This is a genomic window from Actinomadura rayongensis (assembly GCF_009831215.1).
In the GTDB taxonomy this organism is placed as follows: domain Bacteria; phylum Actinomycetota; class Actinomycetes; order Streptosporangiales; family Streptosporangiaceae; genus Spirillospora; species Spirillospora rayongensis.
Genome location: NZ_WUTW01000002.1, coordinates 212,859 through 229,369, shown reverse-complemented (window position 1 = coordinate 229,369; position 16,511 = coordinate 212,859). Strand labels below are relative to the sequence as shown.

17 protein-coding genes are annotated in these 16,511 nt (G+C 71.9%); 11 read left to right on the top strand and 6 right to left on the bottom strand.

Annotation, left to right across the window (positions count from 1 at the left end; all coding sequences use genetic code 11):
• The first annotated feature begins 129 nt into the window (after window positions 1-129).
• Genes GQ466_RS10465 through GQ466_RS10450 form a run of 4 tightly spaced genes read left to right on the top strand, consistent with a single transcriptional unit; the run spans window position 130 to window position 7,527 of the window.
• The gene (locus GQ466_RS10465; protein WP_161102690.1) at window positions 130-1,521 is read left to right on the top strand and encodes an esterase/lipase family protein; all 1,392 of its coding nucleotides are present in this window, start codon (window positions 130-132) and stop codon (window positions 1,519-1,521) included.
• On the top strand, window positions 1,518-3,455 hold the full coding sequence (locus GQ466_RS10460; RefSeq protein ID WP_161102689.1) for a hypothetical protein: 1,938 nt from the start codon (window positions 1,518-1,520) through the stop codon (window positions 3,453-3,455). The genes GQ466_RS10465 and GQ466_RS10460 overlap by 4 nt, the downstream gene beginning before the upstream one ends.
• Entirely contained in the window at window positions 3,452-4,390 is a 939-nt protein-coding gene (locus tag GQ466_RS10455; RefSeq protein ID WP_161102688.1) for an AAA family ATPase, read from the top strand. The genes GQ466_RS10460 and GQ466_RS10455 overlap by 4 nt, the downstream gene beginning before the upstream one ends.
• Window positions 4,387-7,527 (top strand): SAV_2336 N-terminal domain-related protein, encoded by a 3,141-nt coding sequence (locus GQ466_RS10450; RefSeq protein WP_161102687.1) that lies wholly within the window; start codon window positions 4,387-4,389, stop codon window positions 7,525-7,527. Before GQ466_RS10455 ends, GQ466_RS10450 begins: the two co-directional genes overlap by 4 nt.
• A gap of 54 nt (window positions 7,528-7,581) precedes the next feature.
• Here GQ466_RS10450 and GQ466_RS33235 read toward each other — a convergent pair whose 3' ends face one another.
• Both GQ466_RS33235 and GQ466_RS10440 read right to left on the bottom strand, forming a co-directional pair.
• Window positions 7,582-7,920 (bottom strand): helix-turn-helix domain-containing protein, encoded by a 339-nt coding sequence (locus GQ466_RS33235; protein WP_161102686.1) that lies wholly within the window; start codon window positions 7,918-7,920, stop codon window positions 7,582-7,584.
• Window positions 7,921-7,968: 48 nt separating this feature from the next.
• The gene (locus GQ466_RS10440) at window positions 7,969-8,289 is read right to left on the bottom strand and encodes a hypothetical protein (protein WP_202420365.1); all 321 of its coding nucleotides are present in this window, start codon (window positions 8,287-8,289) and stop codon (window positions 7,969-7,971) included.
• A gap of 303 nt (window positions 8,290-8,592) precedes the next feature.
• On the opposite strand from GQ466_RS10440, the gene GQ466_RS10435 reads away from it, so the two are divergent.
• The 7 genes from GQ466_RS10435 (at window position 8,593) to GQ466_RS10405 (ending at window position 12,774) form a co-directional block, all read left to right on the top strand.
• Window positions 8,593-9,402, top strand: a complete 810-nt coding sequence (locus GQ466_RS10435) for a DUF5753 domain-containing protein (RefSeq protein WP_161102685.1) — start codon at window positions 8,593-8,595, stop codon at window positions 9,400-9,402.
• A complete protein-coding gene (locus GQ466_RS10430; RefSeq protein WP_161102684.1) occupies window positions 9,399-9,581 on the top strand; it encodes a DUF397 domain-containing protein in 183 nt (60 codons plus the stop codon). The genes GQ466_RS10435 and GQ466_RS10430 overlap by 4 nt, the downstream gene beginning before the upstream one ends.
• Window positions 9,582-9,713: 132 nt before the next feature.
• Complete coding sequence (locus GQ466_RS10425; protein WP_161102683.1) at window positions 9,714-10,307, top strand: hypothetical protein; 594 nt, start codon at window positions 9,714-9,716, stop codon at window positions 10,305-10,307.
• Window positions 10,308-10,589: 282 nt separating this feature from the next.
• The gene (locus tag GQ466_RS10420; protein ID WP_161102682.1) at window positions 10,590-11,732 is read left to right on the top strand and encodes a pentapeptide repeat-containing protein; all 1,143 of its coding nucleotides are present in this window, start codon (window positions 10,590-10,592) and stop codon (window positions 11,730-11,732) included.
• A 54-nt stretch (window positions 11,733-11,786) separates the two neighbouring features.
• Window positions 11,787-12,143 carry a hypothetical protein gene (locus tag GQ466_RS10415; protein ID WP_161102681.1) on the top strand — a complete coding sequence of 119 codons (357 nt, stop codon included), beginning with the start codon at window positions 11,787-11,789 and terminating at the stop codon, window positions 12,141-12,143.
• A gap of 104 nt (window positions 12,144-12,247) precedes the next feature.
• Window positions 12,248-12,634, top strand: a complete 387-nt coding sequence (locus GQ466_RS10410) for a hypothetical protein (protein WP_161102680.1) — start codon at window positions 12,248-12,250, stop codon at window positions 12,632-12,634.
• A complete protein-coding gene (locus tag GQ466_RS10405; RefSeq protein WP_161102679.1) occupies window positions 12,631-12,774 on the top strand; it encodes a GNAT family N-acetyltransferase in 144 nt (47 codons plus the stop codon). The genes GQ466_RS10410 and GQ466_RS10405 overlap by 4 nt, the downstream gene beginning before the upstream one ends.
• Here the strand turns inward: GQ466_RS10405 and GQ466_RS10400 are convergent.
• The 4 genes from GQ466_RS10400 to GQ466_RS10385 form a co-directional block, all read right to left on the bottom strand.
• On the bottom strand, window positions 12,758-13,420 hold the full coding sequence (locus tag GQ466_RS10400; protein WP_161102678.1) for a pentapeptide repeat-containing protein: 663 nt from the start codon (window positions 13,418-13,420) through the stop codon (window positions 12,758-12,760). The two genes, GQ466_RS10405 and GQ466_RS10400, sit on opposite strands and share 17 nt — an antisense overlap.
• A 70-nt stretch (window positions 13,421-13,490) precedes the next feature.
• The gene (locus GQ466_RS10395; RefSeq protein ID WP_202420364.1) at window positions 13,491-14,693 is read right to left on the bottom strand and encodes an alpha/beta hydrolase family protein; all 1,203 of its coding nucleotides are present in this window, start codon (window positions 14,691-14,693) and stop codon (window positions 13,491-13,493) included.
• A 108-nt stretch (window positions 14,694-14,801) separates the two neighbouring features.
• On the bottom strand, window positions 14,802-15,767 hold the full coding sequence (locus GQ466_RS10390; RefSeq protein ID WP_202420363.1) for an amidohydrolase family protein: 966 nt from the start codon (window positions 15,765-15,767) through the stop codon (window positions 14,802-14,804).
• A complete protein-coding gene (locus GQ466_RS10385) occupies window positions 15,764-16,453 on the bottom strand; it encodes an SDR family NAD(P)-dependent oxidoreductase (protein WP_161102677.1) in 690 nt (229 codons plus the stop codon). Before GQ466_RS10385 ends, GQ466_RS10390 begins: the two co-directional genes overlap by 4 nt.
• Window positions 16,454-16,511: the final 58 nt, after the last annotated feature.

Genomic DNA, 16,511 nt, shown 5'->3' with positions numbered 1-16,511 from the left:
GGCATTGTTCCCACCCGTTCCGGTCACACCGACTTTACGGCTACTTTACGATCGGGCTGACGGGAACGGCCGACGGCTCCGGCCCGTCCGAGGAAGGAAAGTCCCGGCCTGCGACGGGGGTGTCCGGAGTTGACCGAGCACAGGACGCGGCGGCCGATGCCCTGCCTGCTGGTGTTCCTGCCCGGCATCGGCGGCAGCGCGCTGCGCGCGGCGGACGGCACGGTCGTCTGGGGCCTCGCCGCCGCCCGCAACCCGATCCGGGTGCCGGGCCTGCTCGTCCCGAAGGGCGCCGACCTCGCCGACCCCGGGTACCGCGACGGCATCGAGCCCTACGACCTGCTCGCCGCCCCCATCCCGACGCTGACCCGCCTCGCGGGCGCCTACACCCGGCTGCGCGCCCGGCTGGACGCGAGCTACGCGCTGGACCGGACGTCCAACTACCTGGAGTTCCCCTACGACTGGCGCCGTCCGGCCGCGTACAACGCCGAGCTGCTCGGCGACGCCGTCGAGGCCCGCCGCCGGGCCCTCGGCGCCGACGCCAAGGTGATCATCGTCGCGCACAGCATGGGCGGCCTCATCGCGCGGCACTACCTCCAGAACGACGACCGCGCCGTCCACTGCGCCCGCGTCATCACGCTCGGCACGCCGCACCGGGGCGCGGTGAAGGCGCTCGGCTACCTGGTGAACGGCGTCGAGATCAAGCACCTGCCGTTCGCGGTGCTGGCCGAGACGCTGCGCCGCGTCCCGTCGGTCTACGAGCTGCTGCCGCTGTACCCCGTCGTGGCGGACCGGCGCGCGGGCGTGCGCCCCCGGCTGCGCCGCGCGAATAACCTCGCCGCCGCGCTCGGCCTGGACGCCGACCTCGTGGAGCACGGCGCGGCGCTGCTGCGCGACCTGAACGTCGAGCACGAGTTCGCGCGGCGGCTGGACGCGGTGGCCGGGTTCGGCGCGCGCACGACGCCGCAGCAGGCCACGCTGCACAGCGTCCACGCCCGGCGCGTGCTGCGCGTGTCCGGCGGGACGGACCTGCTCGCCGCGCACGAGTCCGGCGGCGACGGCACCGTGCCCGTGGTCTCGGCGCGTCCCGGCGGGGCGGCCGGCGTGTCCATCGGGTACTCCGACCAGACGCACCAGGGCGTCGTCAGCGCGCCGGCCGCGCTCCGCATGCTCGTCCTCATGATCGACGCCGTGCTGAACGACCTGGAGCACGACCCGTTCCTCGGCGCGGCCGACCGTCCGGGCGGCGATCCGGGCGCGCCCGAACCGGCGCTGCTGGTGGACGTGGACGACTACTACCCGTCCGCCGGGCCCGTCGTGATCGGCGGCACCGCGCGGGCCTGGGGCGGCGGGCGCAAGCTCTGGGCGCGCCTCGGGACGAACGCCGCCCGTCCGGTCGCGCTCGCCGAGGACGGCGCGTTCACCGCCCACCTCGGCCCCGCCGCCCCCGGCGTCCACGCGCTGGCCCTCACCGACGACGAGAACGGCCCCGCGCTGTTCCGGGACGTGGTCGAGGTCGCATGAACGCGTGGTCCTGGTGGTCGGGGGAGCCGCAGCGCCTCGCGCCGCTCGTCCTGACGAAGTGGTTCGCCGGGAAGGCGCTGATCGCCGTCCCGGAGCGGCCCGCGGCGGCGCCGGACGCGCTCTGGCGCGTCCAGAGCCTCTACGCGAACCTGCGCGCGGAAGGCATCCTGGCCGCCCAGGAGCCGCCGTCGTTCGACGACCACTGGCAGTTCGTCCGCGACCCGGCCGCCCTCGTCCACGGCGAGCGCCGCGGCAACTGCCTGGACCTGTCGCTGATGTTCGCGGGGATGTGCGGCGCGGCGCGGCTGCGGCCGGTCATCGTGCTGCTGCGGCGTCCGCAGGGCGCGCACGCGCTCGTCGTCGTCCCGGACGAGACGGACAACGCCGCGCTGAACGCCGCCGCGCGCCCGTTCGGCGTCACCGGGATCGCGCGCGACGACGACTACGACAAGCTCGCGCTCCTCGACGCCATCGACAACAAGCGGGCGCACGCGGTCGACGTCCTCGCCGTCACCGACCCCGAGGGCGGCGCCGCGTTCGCGACCGCCCTCGCGCGGGGCCGCGCCGAGATCGCCGCCACGAGCGACGAGCGCGTCACGCTGGTCGACCCGCTGTACTACCAGCTCGCCGGCATCTTCGACCAGGAGGAACTGGACGAGGACCCGGGCGACGGCGCCGAGTTCGACGGGTCGGTGGCCAAGGTCTACAAGAACCGGTTCGTCGTCGCGCCCGAACGGTGGAACGCCTGGCACATCACGCGCGCGCTGATGCGCCCGGAGGCCGGCGGCGAGATCGCCCGCGCGTCGCTGCTCGCCGCGCTGAACGCCAAGGCGGCGCTGCGCGCGGCCGGGGTGGAGCGGCTGGACGCCGAGCGCCTGCGGACCGTCTACCTCTGGACGGTCGGCCGGGACCCCGAGTACACGTCGGCGGACGTCCTGCTGGTCGAGGCCGCGTCGGTGGACGTGGACCGGGAGATCCCGCTCGCCCTCGTCCACTTCGTCCTCGGCGTGGCCGCCGAGAACGGCACGGGCGTCCAGGACCCGGCGATCGGCGACTGGGCGGACCGGATCGGCTTCCTCCGCGCGGACGCCGAGACGTTCGCGCGCAAGTACGCCGCCGAGCTGGCCGACACCCCGCACTGGGCGCTCATCGACTTCGACGAGGAGAGCAACCGCCCCGACGGCGAGCTGGACTGGACGTCCCGGACCCTCAGCGTCACCGTCGAACCGGCCGTAGGCGACGTCCCGAGCCGCCGCTACACCTCCGAGGAGGACCTGGCGGACGCGTTCGCCGAGCTGGTCGCCGACCTGCGCCGCAAGGTGGCGAAGAACCGGCTGGTGGTCGACCTGGTGCTGCCCCGCAAGCTGCTGGACCGGCGCGTCGAGCACTGGAAGGTGATCGCGTCCTGGCCGGAGAAGCTGCCGGTCAGCGCGCTGCACGAGCCCCGGCTGCGCTGGTGGTACCACCTGCGGACGGAGGTGGGCCGCGAGGTCCAGCGCGAGCGGGAGCGGCAGGTGGGGGAGCAGGCGCCGCTGCTGGCCGTCCCCGCCGAGCACGCCGCCGACGACGGCGCGCTCCAGACCTGGCTGTACCGGGAGGAGGCCACCCGCGCGCCGTGCCTGGTCGGCGGGACGGCCGGGGACGGGTGCGACCCGCTCACCCGGATCCTCGGCCGCGGCCACGGCCACGTGCTCTGGTACGCCGACGACGAGGGCGCGTCGGCCGCCCGCGTGACCGAGATGTCCGTCCGCTGGAAGAGGCACGCGGCGCTCGGCCGGGACGACGGGCTGCCGGAGCGTCTCGTCGCGTTCCTCGCCCCCGCCGAGAAACCTTCGGTCATCTGGAACAACCTGAACGGCCGGGGAGGCGTCAGAATGGAGGACGGGGAGATCGTGCGAGGACGGCTGGAAGGCCCGGAGAAGAGGCGCGCATGAGCGGCGACGTGCCATGGCGGATCTTCACCAACTCCGGTCGGCCGCCCGCCGACGGGCGCCCGGTGGAGCTGCCGGAGGTGCCGCGCTGGCGGACGCCGAAGCCGGTGGACGGCGAGCCGTGGGAGTTCGTCCTGCCGAAGGGCCTCGACCACGTGGTGAACGCGGCGCTGCACCTGCGGCGTCCGCTCCTGCTCACCGGCCCGGCCGGGTCGGGCAAGTCGACGCTGGCGTGGCGGCTGGCGGAGGAGCTGGGGCTCGGACCGCTGCTGAAGTGGCACATCACGTCCAAGAGCGTCCGCGACGACGGGCTGTTCCAGTACGACGCGCTCGGCCGTCTGCACGAGTCGCAGCGGCAGGGCGGCGGCGATCCGAAGATCGGCGACTACGTCACGCTCGGCCCGCTCGGCACCGCGCTCGCCTCGCAGGACCGGCCGCGCGTCGTCCTCATCGACGAGATCGACAAGAGCGACCTGGACCTGCCGGGGGACCTGCTCGACGTGCTGGAGAACGGCGAGTTCACGATCCCGCCGCTGGCCCGCGTCCGCAGCGTCGAGCCGTTCCGGGTGGTCGGGAGCGACCAGAAACCGTACGATATTCCGGCGAGCGGGGTCGTGCGCCGCAAGCACTTCCCGGTCATCGTCTTCACGAGCAACCAGGAACGCACCTTCGCGCCGCCCTTCCTGCGCCGCTGCGTGCGTTTCACGATCGACAATCCCGACCGGGCGACCCTGGTGGATATCGTCAAGGCGCACCTCGGCGCCGACGCGACCGGCGACGCGGCGGTTGAGTCGTTCGCGCGGCGGCTGGAGAGCGGCGAGACGATCGCGGTCAACCAGCTCCTGGACCTGCTGCACCTGGTCACGGGGCAGGAGCTGGGCCCGGCGGCGGAGAAGGTGCTGCGCGACAACCTCACCAGCGATCTGACGGGACCGTGAACGACCGCCTGGTCCGGGCGCTCGCCGACGTCAGGCTGGCCGACGGCGAGCGGCTCAGCGTCCGGGAGATCTGCGACGTGCTGTGGCTGTGCCGCAACCCGCCGCCACCGGACGATCCCGGACCGGGCGCGGACGAGCCAGGGCGGCCCGACGTCGTCCCGCCGCCCGAGGTCCCCGACGAACCGCTGACCGGCACCGGCGGCATGGAGCCCGCCGGAGAGGCGAGCCTCTACCGTCCGGACGACCGCGCCGAGGGGACCGTGCCGGACGCCCCGTCCGCCGGCCGCGTCGCCCTGCGCACCGCGCCCGAGCTGCCGCGCGGGCTGGACATCGCCCGGTCGCTGCGCCGGTTCAAGCGCGTCACCCGGCCCGGCCCGGCGGAGATCGACATCGAGGCGAGCGTGGAGGCGATCGCCGAGGCGCGGGTGTTCACCGTCCGGACGCACCGGCCCGAGGTCCGCGTCCTGGACCTGTCGCTGGTCGTGGACGCCGGGTCGTCCATGCGCGTGTGGAGCCGGACGTTCGACGCGCTGGAGGCCGTCCTCGCGCAGGTCGGCGCGTTCCGGACCGTCACCCGGTGGGAGCTGCGGCTGCGCGGCGGGGACGTCCGGATCGCCGACGCGGGCGGCGCCGAGCACCCGCCGGGACGGCTCGCCGATCCGTCCGGGTCGCGGCTCGTGCTCGTCGCGACGGACGCGGTCGGCGACGGCTGGTACGACCGCGAAGGCTGGGAGGCCATCGGCGCGTGGGCCGCGCAGATGCCGACCGCGCTGCTCCAGATGCTCCCGCGCCGCTACTGGCCCGACACCGCGCACGGCGCGCCCGGCTACGGCGTCCAGGCCAAGCATCCGGGGGCGCCGAACTCGGCGTGCGCCGTCCGGCATCCGCCCTGGGTGGAGGACAGCAAGGACCCGCTGCTGCCCGTCGTGTCGCTGGAGGCGGGCGCGCTGCGGCGGTGGGCGGACGCCGTCGTCGCGGGCACCGGCTGGGCGGACGCGGTGCCGCTGCCGAGCCCGCCGGAGACCGCGCGGCCCGCCGTCGCGAACCGCGCGCTCACGCCGGACGAGCGGGTGCGCGCCTTCCGGCACCGGGCGTCGCCGGGGGCGCGGCGGCTGGCGGAGGTGCTGTCCGGCGCGTCCCGGCTGGACCTGCCGCTCATCGCCGCGCTGCAACGCGACCTCGTCCGCGACACCGGGCTGGAGGAGCGCGCGGAGCTGTTCGTCGGCGGGCTGCTGGAGGAGGTCGAACCGGACGTCTACGGGTTCCGGGACGGCGTCGCCGACCTGCTGCAGCATGGCGCGACGGCGTTCGAGCGGTACGACGCGCTGAACGCCGCGTACGCGCACGGCGTCCGGCAGGGCTACTGGCCGGGGACCGGCTTCGACCACATGCTCGCGCTGCTGCGCGACGACGCGGGCCTGGACCGGCTGGACCCGCGGGCGCGTCCGTTCGCGGTGTTCGCGCGCGACTTCGCCGTCCGGCTCGGGCTCATGGCCGACTCCCCGGGCCCCTCGACGGCCGAGACGGGGGGACGCGGCACCGGCCCGAACCTTCGCACCGGCCCCGACACCGGCCTCGGCACCGGCCTCGGCACCGGCCCGGACGTCGAGGCCCCGGAGGCGACCCGTCCGGAGAGCGTCCCGCCGCCCGTTCCGGTGCCGTCCGGCGCCGAGGAGCGCCTGACGCGCGAGGCGTTCCGCAGCACGCTGGACGAGCTGGTCGCCGGCCTCGGCGACACCCCGCTCACCCTGTTCGAGCTGGGCGGCTCCGGGGTCGCGGCGCACGCCGTCCGGCGCGACGGGGCGGGCACCCCGCGGCACGCGATCGAGTCGTCGCGCTGGGACGGGTCCGCCCGGACGGTCTGGCCCCCCGGCTGGTCGCCCGGCGACGGCGCGTTCGTCCTCGGCACGACCGGCGCGCCGCCCGGCCTGCTCACCGCCCTCGCCGACACGGCCCTCGGCCGCGCCGACGCGCCCGGCGACCTCGGCGCGGTCTCCCTGCGCGCGGTGATCCCGCCCCGGGTGAGCGTCGCGTCGACCGTCCGGGAGGCGATCGCCGCGTCCGCGATCACCCGGCGGTACGCGCTGGTCGTGCTGCGGCGCCATCCCGAGACGGGCGAACTCGAACTCGACCAGCTCCCGCTGTTCGAGCCCGGCGCGCGGCGCGGCGACGTCACGGGCCGGACGGTCCGCTGCGAGCCGGGCGGGCCGCGCGGTGTGGTGTTCGCGGTCGTCGCCGTCCGGGACCGGTCGCCCCGGCTCCTCCACAAGGGCACGGCGATCTTGCCGCCCGGCCGCCACACGGTGACCGCGATGTTGCGCCAGCCCGGCCGTGTCGAGTTCAAGACGCAGGACGGCCCGCTGCGTCCGGTGCCCGACGACCGGAGCTGGCGGGAACTGGTCGCGTCCGTCCCGAAGTCGTTCAACCCGCCGCCCGGCCCGGCGCACCTGGTGTGCGCGGTCGAGGTCAGCGGGCCTGCGGAGACGGTGGCGGCGCGGCTGGACGCCGCCCGGGAGGTGGCCGGCGCGCTCGCCGACGCGCTCCAGGGCCGGGCGCTGGTGTCGATGGTGACCTATGGGCGGCACACGTTCGACCGGTGGCGGAGGGACGAGCGGCCGGTGTCGGTGCCCGCGTGGTCCGTTCCGCCGTACGAGGCGATGCGGGCGCTGGACCGCGTGCGACGCGACACCGGGGGCAGAGGCGACCGATCCGCCGCGATGGTCGAGGACATGCTGCGGACGGTCGCCCGCCGCGTCACCCCGGGCCCCGGCCGTTCGGCGCTGCTGGTGGTCGGCGCGTCCCCGCCCCACCCTCCGCGCACCGACGTCCGCTCCGAGATCCTTCCGTGCCCCGAACGCATCGACTGGCGACGCGAACTCGCCCAGCTCAGCTCCCGCGGAATGCACCTGGGAGCGATCGGCGACGCCCCGTCCCAGTTCGCCGCCGAACGCATCCCCCTGGTGGCCAACCCCGAACCGCCCGCGACCGGCGCGAAGACCTACGCGACCGACGCCTGGCGCACCCTGTCCGCGGACGCCCAGACCTGGCTGGGCGCCGTGGACGCCCGCCGAGTGGTGGCCGAGTTGGGCCTGCTCCCCGCCGACCTGCTCCCTTTCCCCCTGGTGGAAACCGCCTGACGCGCCGAGCCCGGCATCCCCCCTCGGGATGCCGGGCTCGTTCGCGTGTGCGGGTCAGCCGAGTCCGTCGCGGACGGCCTTGATGAGGGCGGTGGCGTCGCCGTCGAAGTAGTCGCGGATGACGGCGTTGAGGATGGCGCGGGCGCGCGGGTTGGACTCGGGCGCGGTGCCGCCGTCGGCGGGGCCGGTGGGGTCGGGGGCGTTGCCGACCTGGAGGAGCTTGTGGATCTCGGCGGCGTGGTAGCGGCGGTGCCCGGACGGCAGTGTGATCGGGTTGAGCGTTCCGGTCTTGGCCCAGCGGGTGACGGTCTTGGGGTCGACGCGGAAGAAGCCGGCGACTTCCGCGGGGGTGTAGAGGTTCGGCTGCTGGGGCTCTTCGGCCTTGTTGGTCATGGTGATGGATTCCGGTTCTCGGGTCTCGGATTTCTGTTCTCGGGTGCCTTACAGGGCGGTGGCGTCTGGCGGACCGCCCTCCCCGACCGGTCCGCCCCGCGCCTGCTGTTCGTCCGCGCGAAGCCGCGCGGCCTTGTCGTCCTCGTGCTTCATCAGCGCTTTGAGTCGCGGAAGGTCCAGCGCGACGACGATGTAGAGCAGCCCGGCCCGCTCCTGCTGGTGGGTGAGCGGACGCCGCAGGCAGCATCTCCACGTCCCATCGAGCGTGATGTAAGGCTGCAACCACCGCCCTTCGGGCTCGCGGTACCCGGGAAGCGGCTCACGATGATCGATCCGCACGAACTGCGGACGTTTCTCGGGGTTGTTCATCGCGTCCTCCGATGGCGACCGCGCGCCATGCGGCGGACGAGCGGCATGGACAGATAGGTCATGAGAGCTGTGATCACACCAATGCCCGCCACGGACATCACAATGGCGATCTCGACCGCCGTGACGACACCTTTCGATTGGACCATATCGGCCCCTTCCCGGAAGCTATGCCCGGATTGTTCCGAGTGCCGCCTCACCTGTCGAAGTTTTTTTCCGAACGATTCCCAGAGTGGCCCTCGGCGAGGTACCTTGCCTAGGCGAAATCCTTGGCTTCACCCCCCGGAGAAACGCGGAGCGTGTGGGATGGCGAACCGACGGGAGCTGGATCCCGACCGGAACATGTACGACTGGGCAGCCTACGAACTGCTCAGACTTCGCAAGGTTCACGGAGCGTCGCACCGCGTCGTCGGTGAGATCCTGCACAAGGATCGGACGCTGTTCTCCAAGATTGAGGCCGGTGAATCCCGGCTCCAGGAGGAGGACGCCGACAGGCTTGACGAGATTTGGGAGACTGGCGGCCTCCTTGGGCGAATTATCCGATGGGCGAAGTCTCGCCACTCGTCGGAGTGGCGAAAGGAGGCAGAACGGAGCGAAGCCCACGCCGACCAGATCTGCGTCTGGGCGCCTGGCTGGGTGCCCGCACTCGCGCAGACGGAGGACTACATTCACGCGAAGCTCATCGAGAGCGGTCGGCGGAACGTGGACGCGGCCCTCAAGGAGGCTCTCCAACGCCAGGAAGCACTCAATCGGAGTCCGCGTCCGCTCGTCTGGCTCTACGTGGACCAGGACGCGCTGGAGCATCCCGTGGGCGGGCCGGTGGTCATGCGAGCGCAGCTTGCCAAGCTGTTGGAGCTTGCCGAGTCGCCCTCTTGGGCGGTTCGCGTCGTCAGCCGCAACGCGGGCGGTCACGTCGGCCGGGACGGCGGGTTCGATCTGTATACGGTGAGCGGGACCACCGTCGCCTACACCGAAGCCCTCGGGCCTGGGCGGCTGGTGATCGACGCCTCGGAGGTGGACCAGTATCAAGTATGGTTCCGCCAAATAGGCGACGTCGCTGAGAGCAGGAGCGCGTCCATCGCTCTCATGAAAGCGATCATGGAAGGATACGGATGATCCAGTGGCGCAAGTCGAGCCGTAGCGAAGGCAGCCGCAACGGCGCATGCGTTGAGCTGGCGGGCCTGTCCGGCTTTGTAGGCGTCCGTGACTCGAAGGACCCGGACGCCGGACACCTGACCCTCGCTCCCGAGACGTTCGCCGCCCTCCTGGCGCGCGTCAAGAACGCACGGGCGTAAAGCAAGCCCACCCAAGAACCCCCGGCAAGCCCCGACGAGCCGGGGGTTCCGCACCTCCACCGCCGCGCACAGGCCGTCCGGGTGTCCGAACCCGGCCGCCCCATCGGGCCGCCGCTCGGGTGAAATACTCGTATGGCGGTATTCGGCAAGGGCGGCGCCCGACGGGACTACGGGGCCGAACGGGCACGCCTCTGGAACGAGTCCTGCGAGATCTACGCGACCCTGATAGACGGCGGAAGCCTCCCCATAGAGCCCACCACCCTGTTCGTCCGCGACGACGAGGTGGTCTTCCTCCACGACTACGACATCGGCTGGCGAACCGTGGTCAGCTTCACCCCCGACGAGATCATCATGGCCCTCGGCGCCGAGCGCTACTACCAGCGCTCCGCGTACGCAGTCCAGGAGATCCGATCAGTGCTCCACGACGAACACTGGGGAGTGACGAGCTACCTGACCGACCAGCGTCTCATCATCATGAGCAGCCGAAAGAACGTCAGCCTGTGGCACAGCGACCTGATCGCCATACACGGCAACCTAGATGACGCTGGCGCACTACTCCCAGACGAATTCAACCTGGCCTACGACGGCCACCGCCCATACACGCTCCTAGGCCCGACCTCACTCCGCCTGGCCATAAGCCTGGCCTGGGCCGCAGGCGGCGCCAACGCACTGGACAACCAAGTCTTCGCCCCCGTAGCCGCAGCAGTATCAACCCCCCGCCCCTGACCCCGCCCGCCCCCACCGCCCCACCCACCCCCACCAAGCCCTGCGGCCCACCCCCAGCCCCCTGTTGCGTTACAGACCGGACGCGGGCGTTGCCACTGATCGCGACATCGTGAACGGCGGGAGCGGTGGCCGCGTCTGAGTGGTGTGGGCGAGGTGGCGCCGCGCGGCGCGCAGGGGCGTATGAAACGGGGCCTGGAGCCAGTAAGGCGGCGCTGGGCACAGGCGCGGACAAGGCGTGAGGCCAGGCCGCTGCGCGTGCGCCCGTTGGCGGCCGGATTCTGGATGCTGGCCGCAGCGGGCGCAGCAGCGCTGGCGATCTGGCTGACAACCTCCTGGCTGCTGGACGTGGCCGACGACGCCCCACCCGGCCCCGACCGAGCCAAGATCCGCGTAGACGCGGTCCGCACCGGCTTGGCCGCCGGCGCCGGAGCAGGCGCAGCAGTCGGCCTGATGCTGGCGTTCAGACGCCAACGCCACGCCGAACTGGCGACCGCCCTCGGCCAGCTCGACGCAGCCGAGCGCCGCATCACCGAGCTGTACAACGCCGCCGCCGAACAACTCGGCTCAGACAAAGCCCCCGTCCGCCTAACAGCGCTCTACACCCTGGAACGCCTGGCCAACGACAACGAGCGACACCGCCAAACAATCGTCAACATCATCTGCGCCTACCTGCGCATGCCCTACACCCCACCCCCCACCAACCTCCCCGAGGAAGAACACCGCGACAGGACACGCCGCGCCGCCGCCCGCTACCACGCCGCCCGCGACAACAGCCCCCCTCCCGCCCAACCCACCCCCCACACCCCAGACCCCCGCGAAGAACACCAAGTCCGCCTAACAGCCCAACGCCTCCTAACCACCCACCTCCAACGCACCAACCAACACCACTGGTCGAACATCTCCCTGGACCTAACCGGCGCCACCCTTATCAACTTCAACCTGGCCAACTGCGCCGTCCACGACGCCAATTTCTCCCGCGCAACCTTCTCCGGGATCGCCTGGTTCGAGGCGGCGACCTTCTCCGGGACCGCCTTGTTCAGCGATGCGACCTTCTCCGGGAACGCCTGGTTCCGCGATGCGACCTTCTCCGGGGACACCTGGTTCGGCGCGGCGATCTTCTCCGAGACCGCCTGGTTCGGCGCGGCGACCTTCTCCGAGACCGCCTTGTTCGGCGATGCGACCTTCTCCGGGGACGCCTCGTTCGGCGATGCGACCTTCTCCGGGAACGCCTGGTTCCGCGATGCGACCTTCTCCGGGAACGCCTGGTTCGGCGCGGCGAGGTTCGAAGCTGGGATCGATATGACGTCGGCCACCGTGGCGGATGCTGCCGGCGCTCATGAGCCGCCGCCGGGCTGGCAAATCGAGCCGACCGAAGGAGGCGCGGGCCGCTTCGGTCGAATTCCCGCGCCCCCGAACGGCTCCTGAGCACTGCTCCACCGGAAGGTGGTGCGGCGCTGTTCGGCCACTACAGTCGCGGCCATGGCGAGACCACTGCTGCGAGCAGTCGACGAAGCCGGACACGCCGTGGACGATCCGACCAGAGACGCCCTGCACGACCTCCTGGCCGACATGACCCTGCGCAACCGCTTCGTGATCCTGGAACGACGGGACCGAGAACCCGCAGACCAGCACTACATGCAGGCATACCTGAACGACGACATGACCTACCAGGTCGAATACCGCGAAGGCAGCGCCGACAAGCACTTCCAGGCCCACTACGCCCCAAGACCGTTCGAGATGTTCGGCCCAGGCCCGATAGCCGAAGCAATGCTCGCCTGGGCGCACGACCGCGAAGGCTGGCAAGAAGCAATGCCCTGGCACCCAAAACAGAACTAACCCCCCACCACGCCCACCCTCCGCCCACGCGCTTCGCGTGCTCGATCCTGGGCCGTGCCCGCACTCGCGCCCTTTCGCGTCGGGACGTGGCTAGCGTTCGGGGTATGCGATTCCGGTGGGACTGGCTTGAGCCCGTGGTGCGCGCGCCGTACGTGCCGACGCTCGGGCCGGTGCCCCCTGGGGCGGTCAAGGCGGAACTCTTCGACTCCGTCCTCGGCCTTGCTCGTACGGGTCGGTTTCTGCGTTTCGACAAAGACCGCCGCTGGATGGACACGAAGGACGAGTTCGTCATCCTCGATGAGGTCGTCCACACGGCGGCGGAAACCATCGTGCCCGCGCTGACCAGGTCTTCCGCGACGACGTCCACGGCCTGGTGGACTGCCCGGTCGCTGGGACGTCCGGTGCGTTCGCCGACGCTGTCGGCCCGGACGGCTTTCAATTCCTCTATCAGCGCCTCAAGGCCGGGCACCAGGACGGGCCTGTCCTCGTGACCGTCGCCGACGGCCGGATCGTCGGCGCGGTCGGGCCGCTTTCCACGGTGGCCGGGCCGGATGGGCGGACGATCCAGCAGCCCGCCTACTTCGCCGTCCACCCGGACTACCGGGGCCGCTGGGCTAGTCCTCGATCGTGATTCCCAGCGCCGATGTCAGGGCGTCCAGGAGGCCCATGGCGTCGGCGGGGGTCACGATCGCGCCGTCGAAGCTGGTGACCCCTCGCACGCCGTTGAGGTCGCAGCCGGAGAAGCGCACGGCGTTCATGGTGGCGTTGCTGAACTGGGCGACGACGAGTTTGCAGCGCTCGAACCGGACGTTGGCCAGTTCGGCGTTCTGGAAGTCGGCCTCCGACAGGTTGCAGTCGCGGAAGACGACCTCGCGCAGATGGGCGAACCGGAAGTTGGCCATGTCGGCGCGGCAGGCGTCGAACAGGACGTCGCGCAGGCCGGATTCCGGAAGGTGGAGGCCGGTCATCCGGCAGCTGGCGACGGTCGCGGCGAACATCCGGGAGTTGAACAGGCGTGCGTTCGCCAAGTCGGCCCCGGTGAACTCCACGTCGGCGAATCCCGGGCGGTGCAGCGTGACGCCTGAGAACCGCGTTTGGTCGAAGCGGCAGCGCTCAAACTCGGGGTCTTCGGCGGTCCCGGTGAGCGTCACCGGGCCGTAGGCGACCGAGAGGTACTTTCCGTCGTGCTCCACGTTCGCATCGGCGAACGTCGCCGGTGTCAGGGTCTTCGGAAGGCTCGGTGCTTTGGGTTCCCGGAGCGGGTGACCGGTGCGCATGCGGTGACCTTACAGTCGGGCCGCGTGCGTCGCGTCCGGGCGGGCGTAGGCCCATGCGTGCTGGTCGTGGTCATTTCAGGGTCAGGAACCAGCGGACGATCGCCGCGGTGCCCGCCACGTTGGAGCCCAGGTGTCGGGAGCCCTGGTAAGTCTCGGTTCCCAGGTCGATGAGGGGTACCTGCTTGCCCAGTTGAGTTCGGCACGTTGTGCTGTTGGCGTTGACGGCCTGCTCGTCGTTCCGGCTGAAGTAGAGCCGCGTCGGGGCTTTGGGCGTCCATGTGCAGGTGCCGTCCAGAACCCGCAGGGCTGCGGCGAAACGCTCGGGCGGGTTCTTGAGCAGTTGCAGTCCGTCGGGGGTGAGGAGGTCGCTGATCGTGCCCGGGGTCCCGTTGAACAGTTCCTCGCCGGTGTGGGTGCCGTCGAAGAGTTGCTCGATGGTCTCGTCGTAAGGAGCCTTGAAGACCTGTGCGGGGGAGTCGTACAGGTGGTGGAGACGGTTGAAGGCGACCAGCAGGTAGGCCGCGTACAGCGTGCCGGACTTGGGCTCGACCTCGCCGCCGAGCAGCGCCGGGATCTCGGCCGTCCGGAAGGCGTATCCGCCGCTGACGGGGGCGAGCGCGCCGAGCCGGAACCACGGGTCGGACCCGTTCTGCAGGGCCCGGCCCAGGGCGGTGGCGGCCGACGCGCCCTGGGAGAACCCGGTGACCATGACCTTGCGGTCGAGTTCGCGGCCTCGGTGACGGGTGAAGGCGCGGGCGGCCCGGAGCATGTCCACTGACGCGGTCACCTCCGACGGCACGTCCATCCAGGGGTGGACGCCCGGTCCCAGGCCGAGGCCGAGGTAGTCCGGCTCGGCGGCGGCGAAGCCCGCCGCGCCGTACGTGAGGGCGGGCGCCGGGGCGAATCCGTCGTCGGTCGTGGACGGTGCGTCGCCCTTGTAGCTGGTCGTGCCGTGGTCGAAGGAGACCGTCCGGAGCCGGTGCCGTCCGGTGCGCGGCAGGACGAACAGTCCGCTCGCCGTCGTCGGCCTGCCGTGCGCGTCGATCGTCCGGTACACGAGCCGGTAGGTGTCGACGCCGTTGCGCACCGAGTCGTGTCTGAATCCGGCGGTCGCGAGCTGTCCGGCAACCTGGCTGGACGAGAGGGTCCGCAGGTGTTCGGCCGAGACCAGCGTGCCGCGCCCGGCGGCTGCGGACGCGGGCGCGGAGGCGAGTCCGGCGCAGAGCGCTGCGGCCGTCACCACGGCGGAGGTGCGAAGGAGTGCGCGTGCCATCGGAAGGCGCCTTTCGAGCGGGTTCTGATCTCGGCGATCCTGGCCGGAGCCGGATCGACCGCGCATCGCCCCCGATGGCGATCCGCCGCACGGGACCTGAGAGGGAGGTCAGAGGTCGAGGTTGAACAGCGTTGCGGCGTTGCGGGTGGTGAACAGGGACCGGTCGTGGTCGGGGAAGACGGCGAGGAACGCGCTGATCTCGTCGCGGGTCGGGTGCTGGAACGGGTAGTCGGTGGAGAACAGCAGCCGGTCCGGAGTCGTCACCGTCAGGACGTGGCACAGTTTCGCGGCGTCGAGCATTCCGGACGACGTCACGTACACGTTCGACCGGACGTACTCGGACACGGTTCGCGGCAGCCCAGCAGCGCGCGCGAGGCCGTCGGCGCGGTCCAGCCAGAACAGCAGCAGCTCTCCCCAGTGGCCGAGGATCAGTTGCAGGTCGGGATGGCGGTCGAAGGTGCCGCGCAGGATGAGCCGCAAAGCGGCGGTGGCGGCGCCCACGTGCCAACCCCAGCCGAACGTGGCGAGGGCGAGGTCGGTCATGGCGTCGAAGCCCCGGTACAACGCGTCGCGGGTCGCGTCGGACGGGAGCTGCGGGTGCAGGAAGACCGGCTGACGCAGCCGGGCCGCCGTCGCCCACAGCTCGTCGTACGCCGGGTCGTCGAGGGTCAGCCGTCCGGCGTGGCCGTAGACCATCGTGCCGACGTGCCCGAGGGACGCGGCCCGGCGGAGTTCGTCGGCCGCCGCGTCGGGCGCGGACAGCGGCAGCGTCGACAGCGCCCGGAACCGGTCCGGGCGGCGCGCGACGGCGGCCGACGCGACGTCGTTGGCCGCGCGGCTCAGCCGGACGGCCTCGTCCGGCGGGAGCGCCTGGGTGCCGGGCGGGGTCAGGGCGATGATCGAGACGTCGATGCCCTGCTCGTCCATCGTGGCGAGCCGACCCGCGCCGAGGTCGGTGAGGCGCTGCTCGTGGTCGCCGAACCGGCTGAGGGCCAGGCTCTCGTCGCGGCCGTCGAGCGCCGCCGCCAGCTCGGGCGGCATCCAGTGTTCTTCGATCGCGATCAGCGGCGTCACCACGGCAGCGTCTCCCCTCGGTAGTCGAGGAACTGGAGCCCACCGCGGCCGCGCTGGGCGTCGATCACGCCGGCCAGGCGCGGGATGCTCTCCTCGACGGTCAGCGCGGCGTCCGGGCCGCCGAGTTCGGTGCGCACCCAGCCGGGCGCGGCGAGCAGCAGGGTGCGCGGGTCGTCGCGGTGGCGGGCGGCGTAGCTGCGCATGAGCTGGTTCAGCGCCGACTTGCTGGCGCGGTAGATCTCGAACCCGCCGCGTTCGTTGTTCGCGATGCTGCCCTGCCCGGACGACATCACGGCGATCGTCCCGTCCGGCCGCACGAGGTCCCGCAGGATTTCGACCGTGCGCATCGGGCTCAGCGCGTTGGTCGTCATGACCTGCGAGAACACGTCGGGGTCGACGTCGGCGGGCGTCTCGTAGCGCCCGTTGGTGATGCCCGCGACGACGAACAGCAGGTCGAACGCGCGGCCCGCGAGCCGGTCGCGCAGCGACTCCACCTGGGCGCGGTCGGTGATGTCGACGTGCTCGATCTCCAACTGCGGGTCGTCGGCCAGATCGTGCAGCGGGGTGCGCCGCGCGCCGCGGACGGTGGCCACGACGTGCGCACCGCGCGAAAGGTACTCCTGCGCGAGCGCGAGGCCGAGCCCGCGCGAGGCGCCGATCAGCAGGACGGTCGGGTGCGTGGTCATGGCGGTTCCTTTCGCTCATCAACTGTTGAGCGAATCTAGCACGTCGCTCAACGGCTGT

Coding starts and splice junctions, on each gene's coding strand:
- GQ466_RS10460 (WP_161102689.1), top strand. CDS start 1,518: ATGAACGCGTGGTCCTGGTGGTCGGGGGAGCCGCAGCGCCTCGCGCCG.
- GQ466_RS10455 (WP_161102688.1), top strand. CDS start 3,452: ATGAGCGGCGACGTGCCATGGCGGATCTTCACCAACTCCGGTCGGCCG.
- GQ466_RS33235 (WP_161102686.1), bottom strand. CDS start 7,920: ATGACCAACAAGGCCGAAGAGCCCCAGCAGCCGAACCTCTACACCCCC.
- GQ466_RS10440 (WP_202420365.1), bottom strand. CDS start 8,289: ATGAACAACCCCGAGAAACGTCCGCAGTTCGTGCGGATCGATCATCGT.
- GQ466_RS10435 (WP_161102685.1), top strand. CDS start 8,593: ATGGCGAACCGACGGGAGCTGGATCCCGACCGGAACATGTACGACTGG.
- GQ466_RS10430 (WP_161102684.1), top strand. CDS start 9,399: ATGATCCAGTGGCGCAAGTCGAGCCGTAGCGAAGGCAGCCGCAACGGC.
- GQ466_RS10425 (WP_161102683.1), top strand. CDS start 9,714: ATGGCGGTATTCGGCAAGGGCGGCGCCCGACGGGACTACGGGGCCGAA.
- GQ466_RS10420 (WP_161102682.1), top strand. CDS start 10,590: ATGCTGGCCGCAGCGGGCGCAGCAGCGCTGGCGATCTGGCTGACAACC.
- GQ466_RS10415 (WP_161102681.1), top strand. CDS start 11,787: ATGGCGAGACCACTGCTGCGAGCAGTCGACGAAGCCGGACACGCCGTG.
- GQ466_RS10410 (WP_161102680.1), top strand. CDS start 12,248: ATGCGATTCCGGTGGGACTGGCTTGAGCCCGTGGTGCGCGCGCCGTAC.
- GQ466_RS10400 (WP_161102678.1), bottom strand. CDS start 13,420: ATGCGCACCGGTCACCCGCTCCGGGAACCCAAAGCACCGAGCCTTCCG.
- GQ466_RS10395 (WP_202420364.1), bottom strand. CDS start 14,693: ATGGCACGCGCACTCCTTCGCACCTCCGCCGTGGTGACGGCCGCAGCG.
- GQ466_RS10385 (WP_161102677.1), bottom strand. CDS start 16,453: ATGACCACGCACCCGACCGTCCTGCTGATCGGCGCCTCGCGCGGGCTC.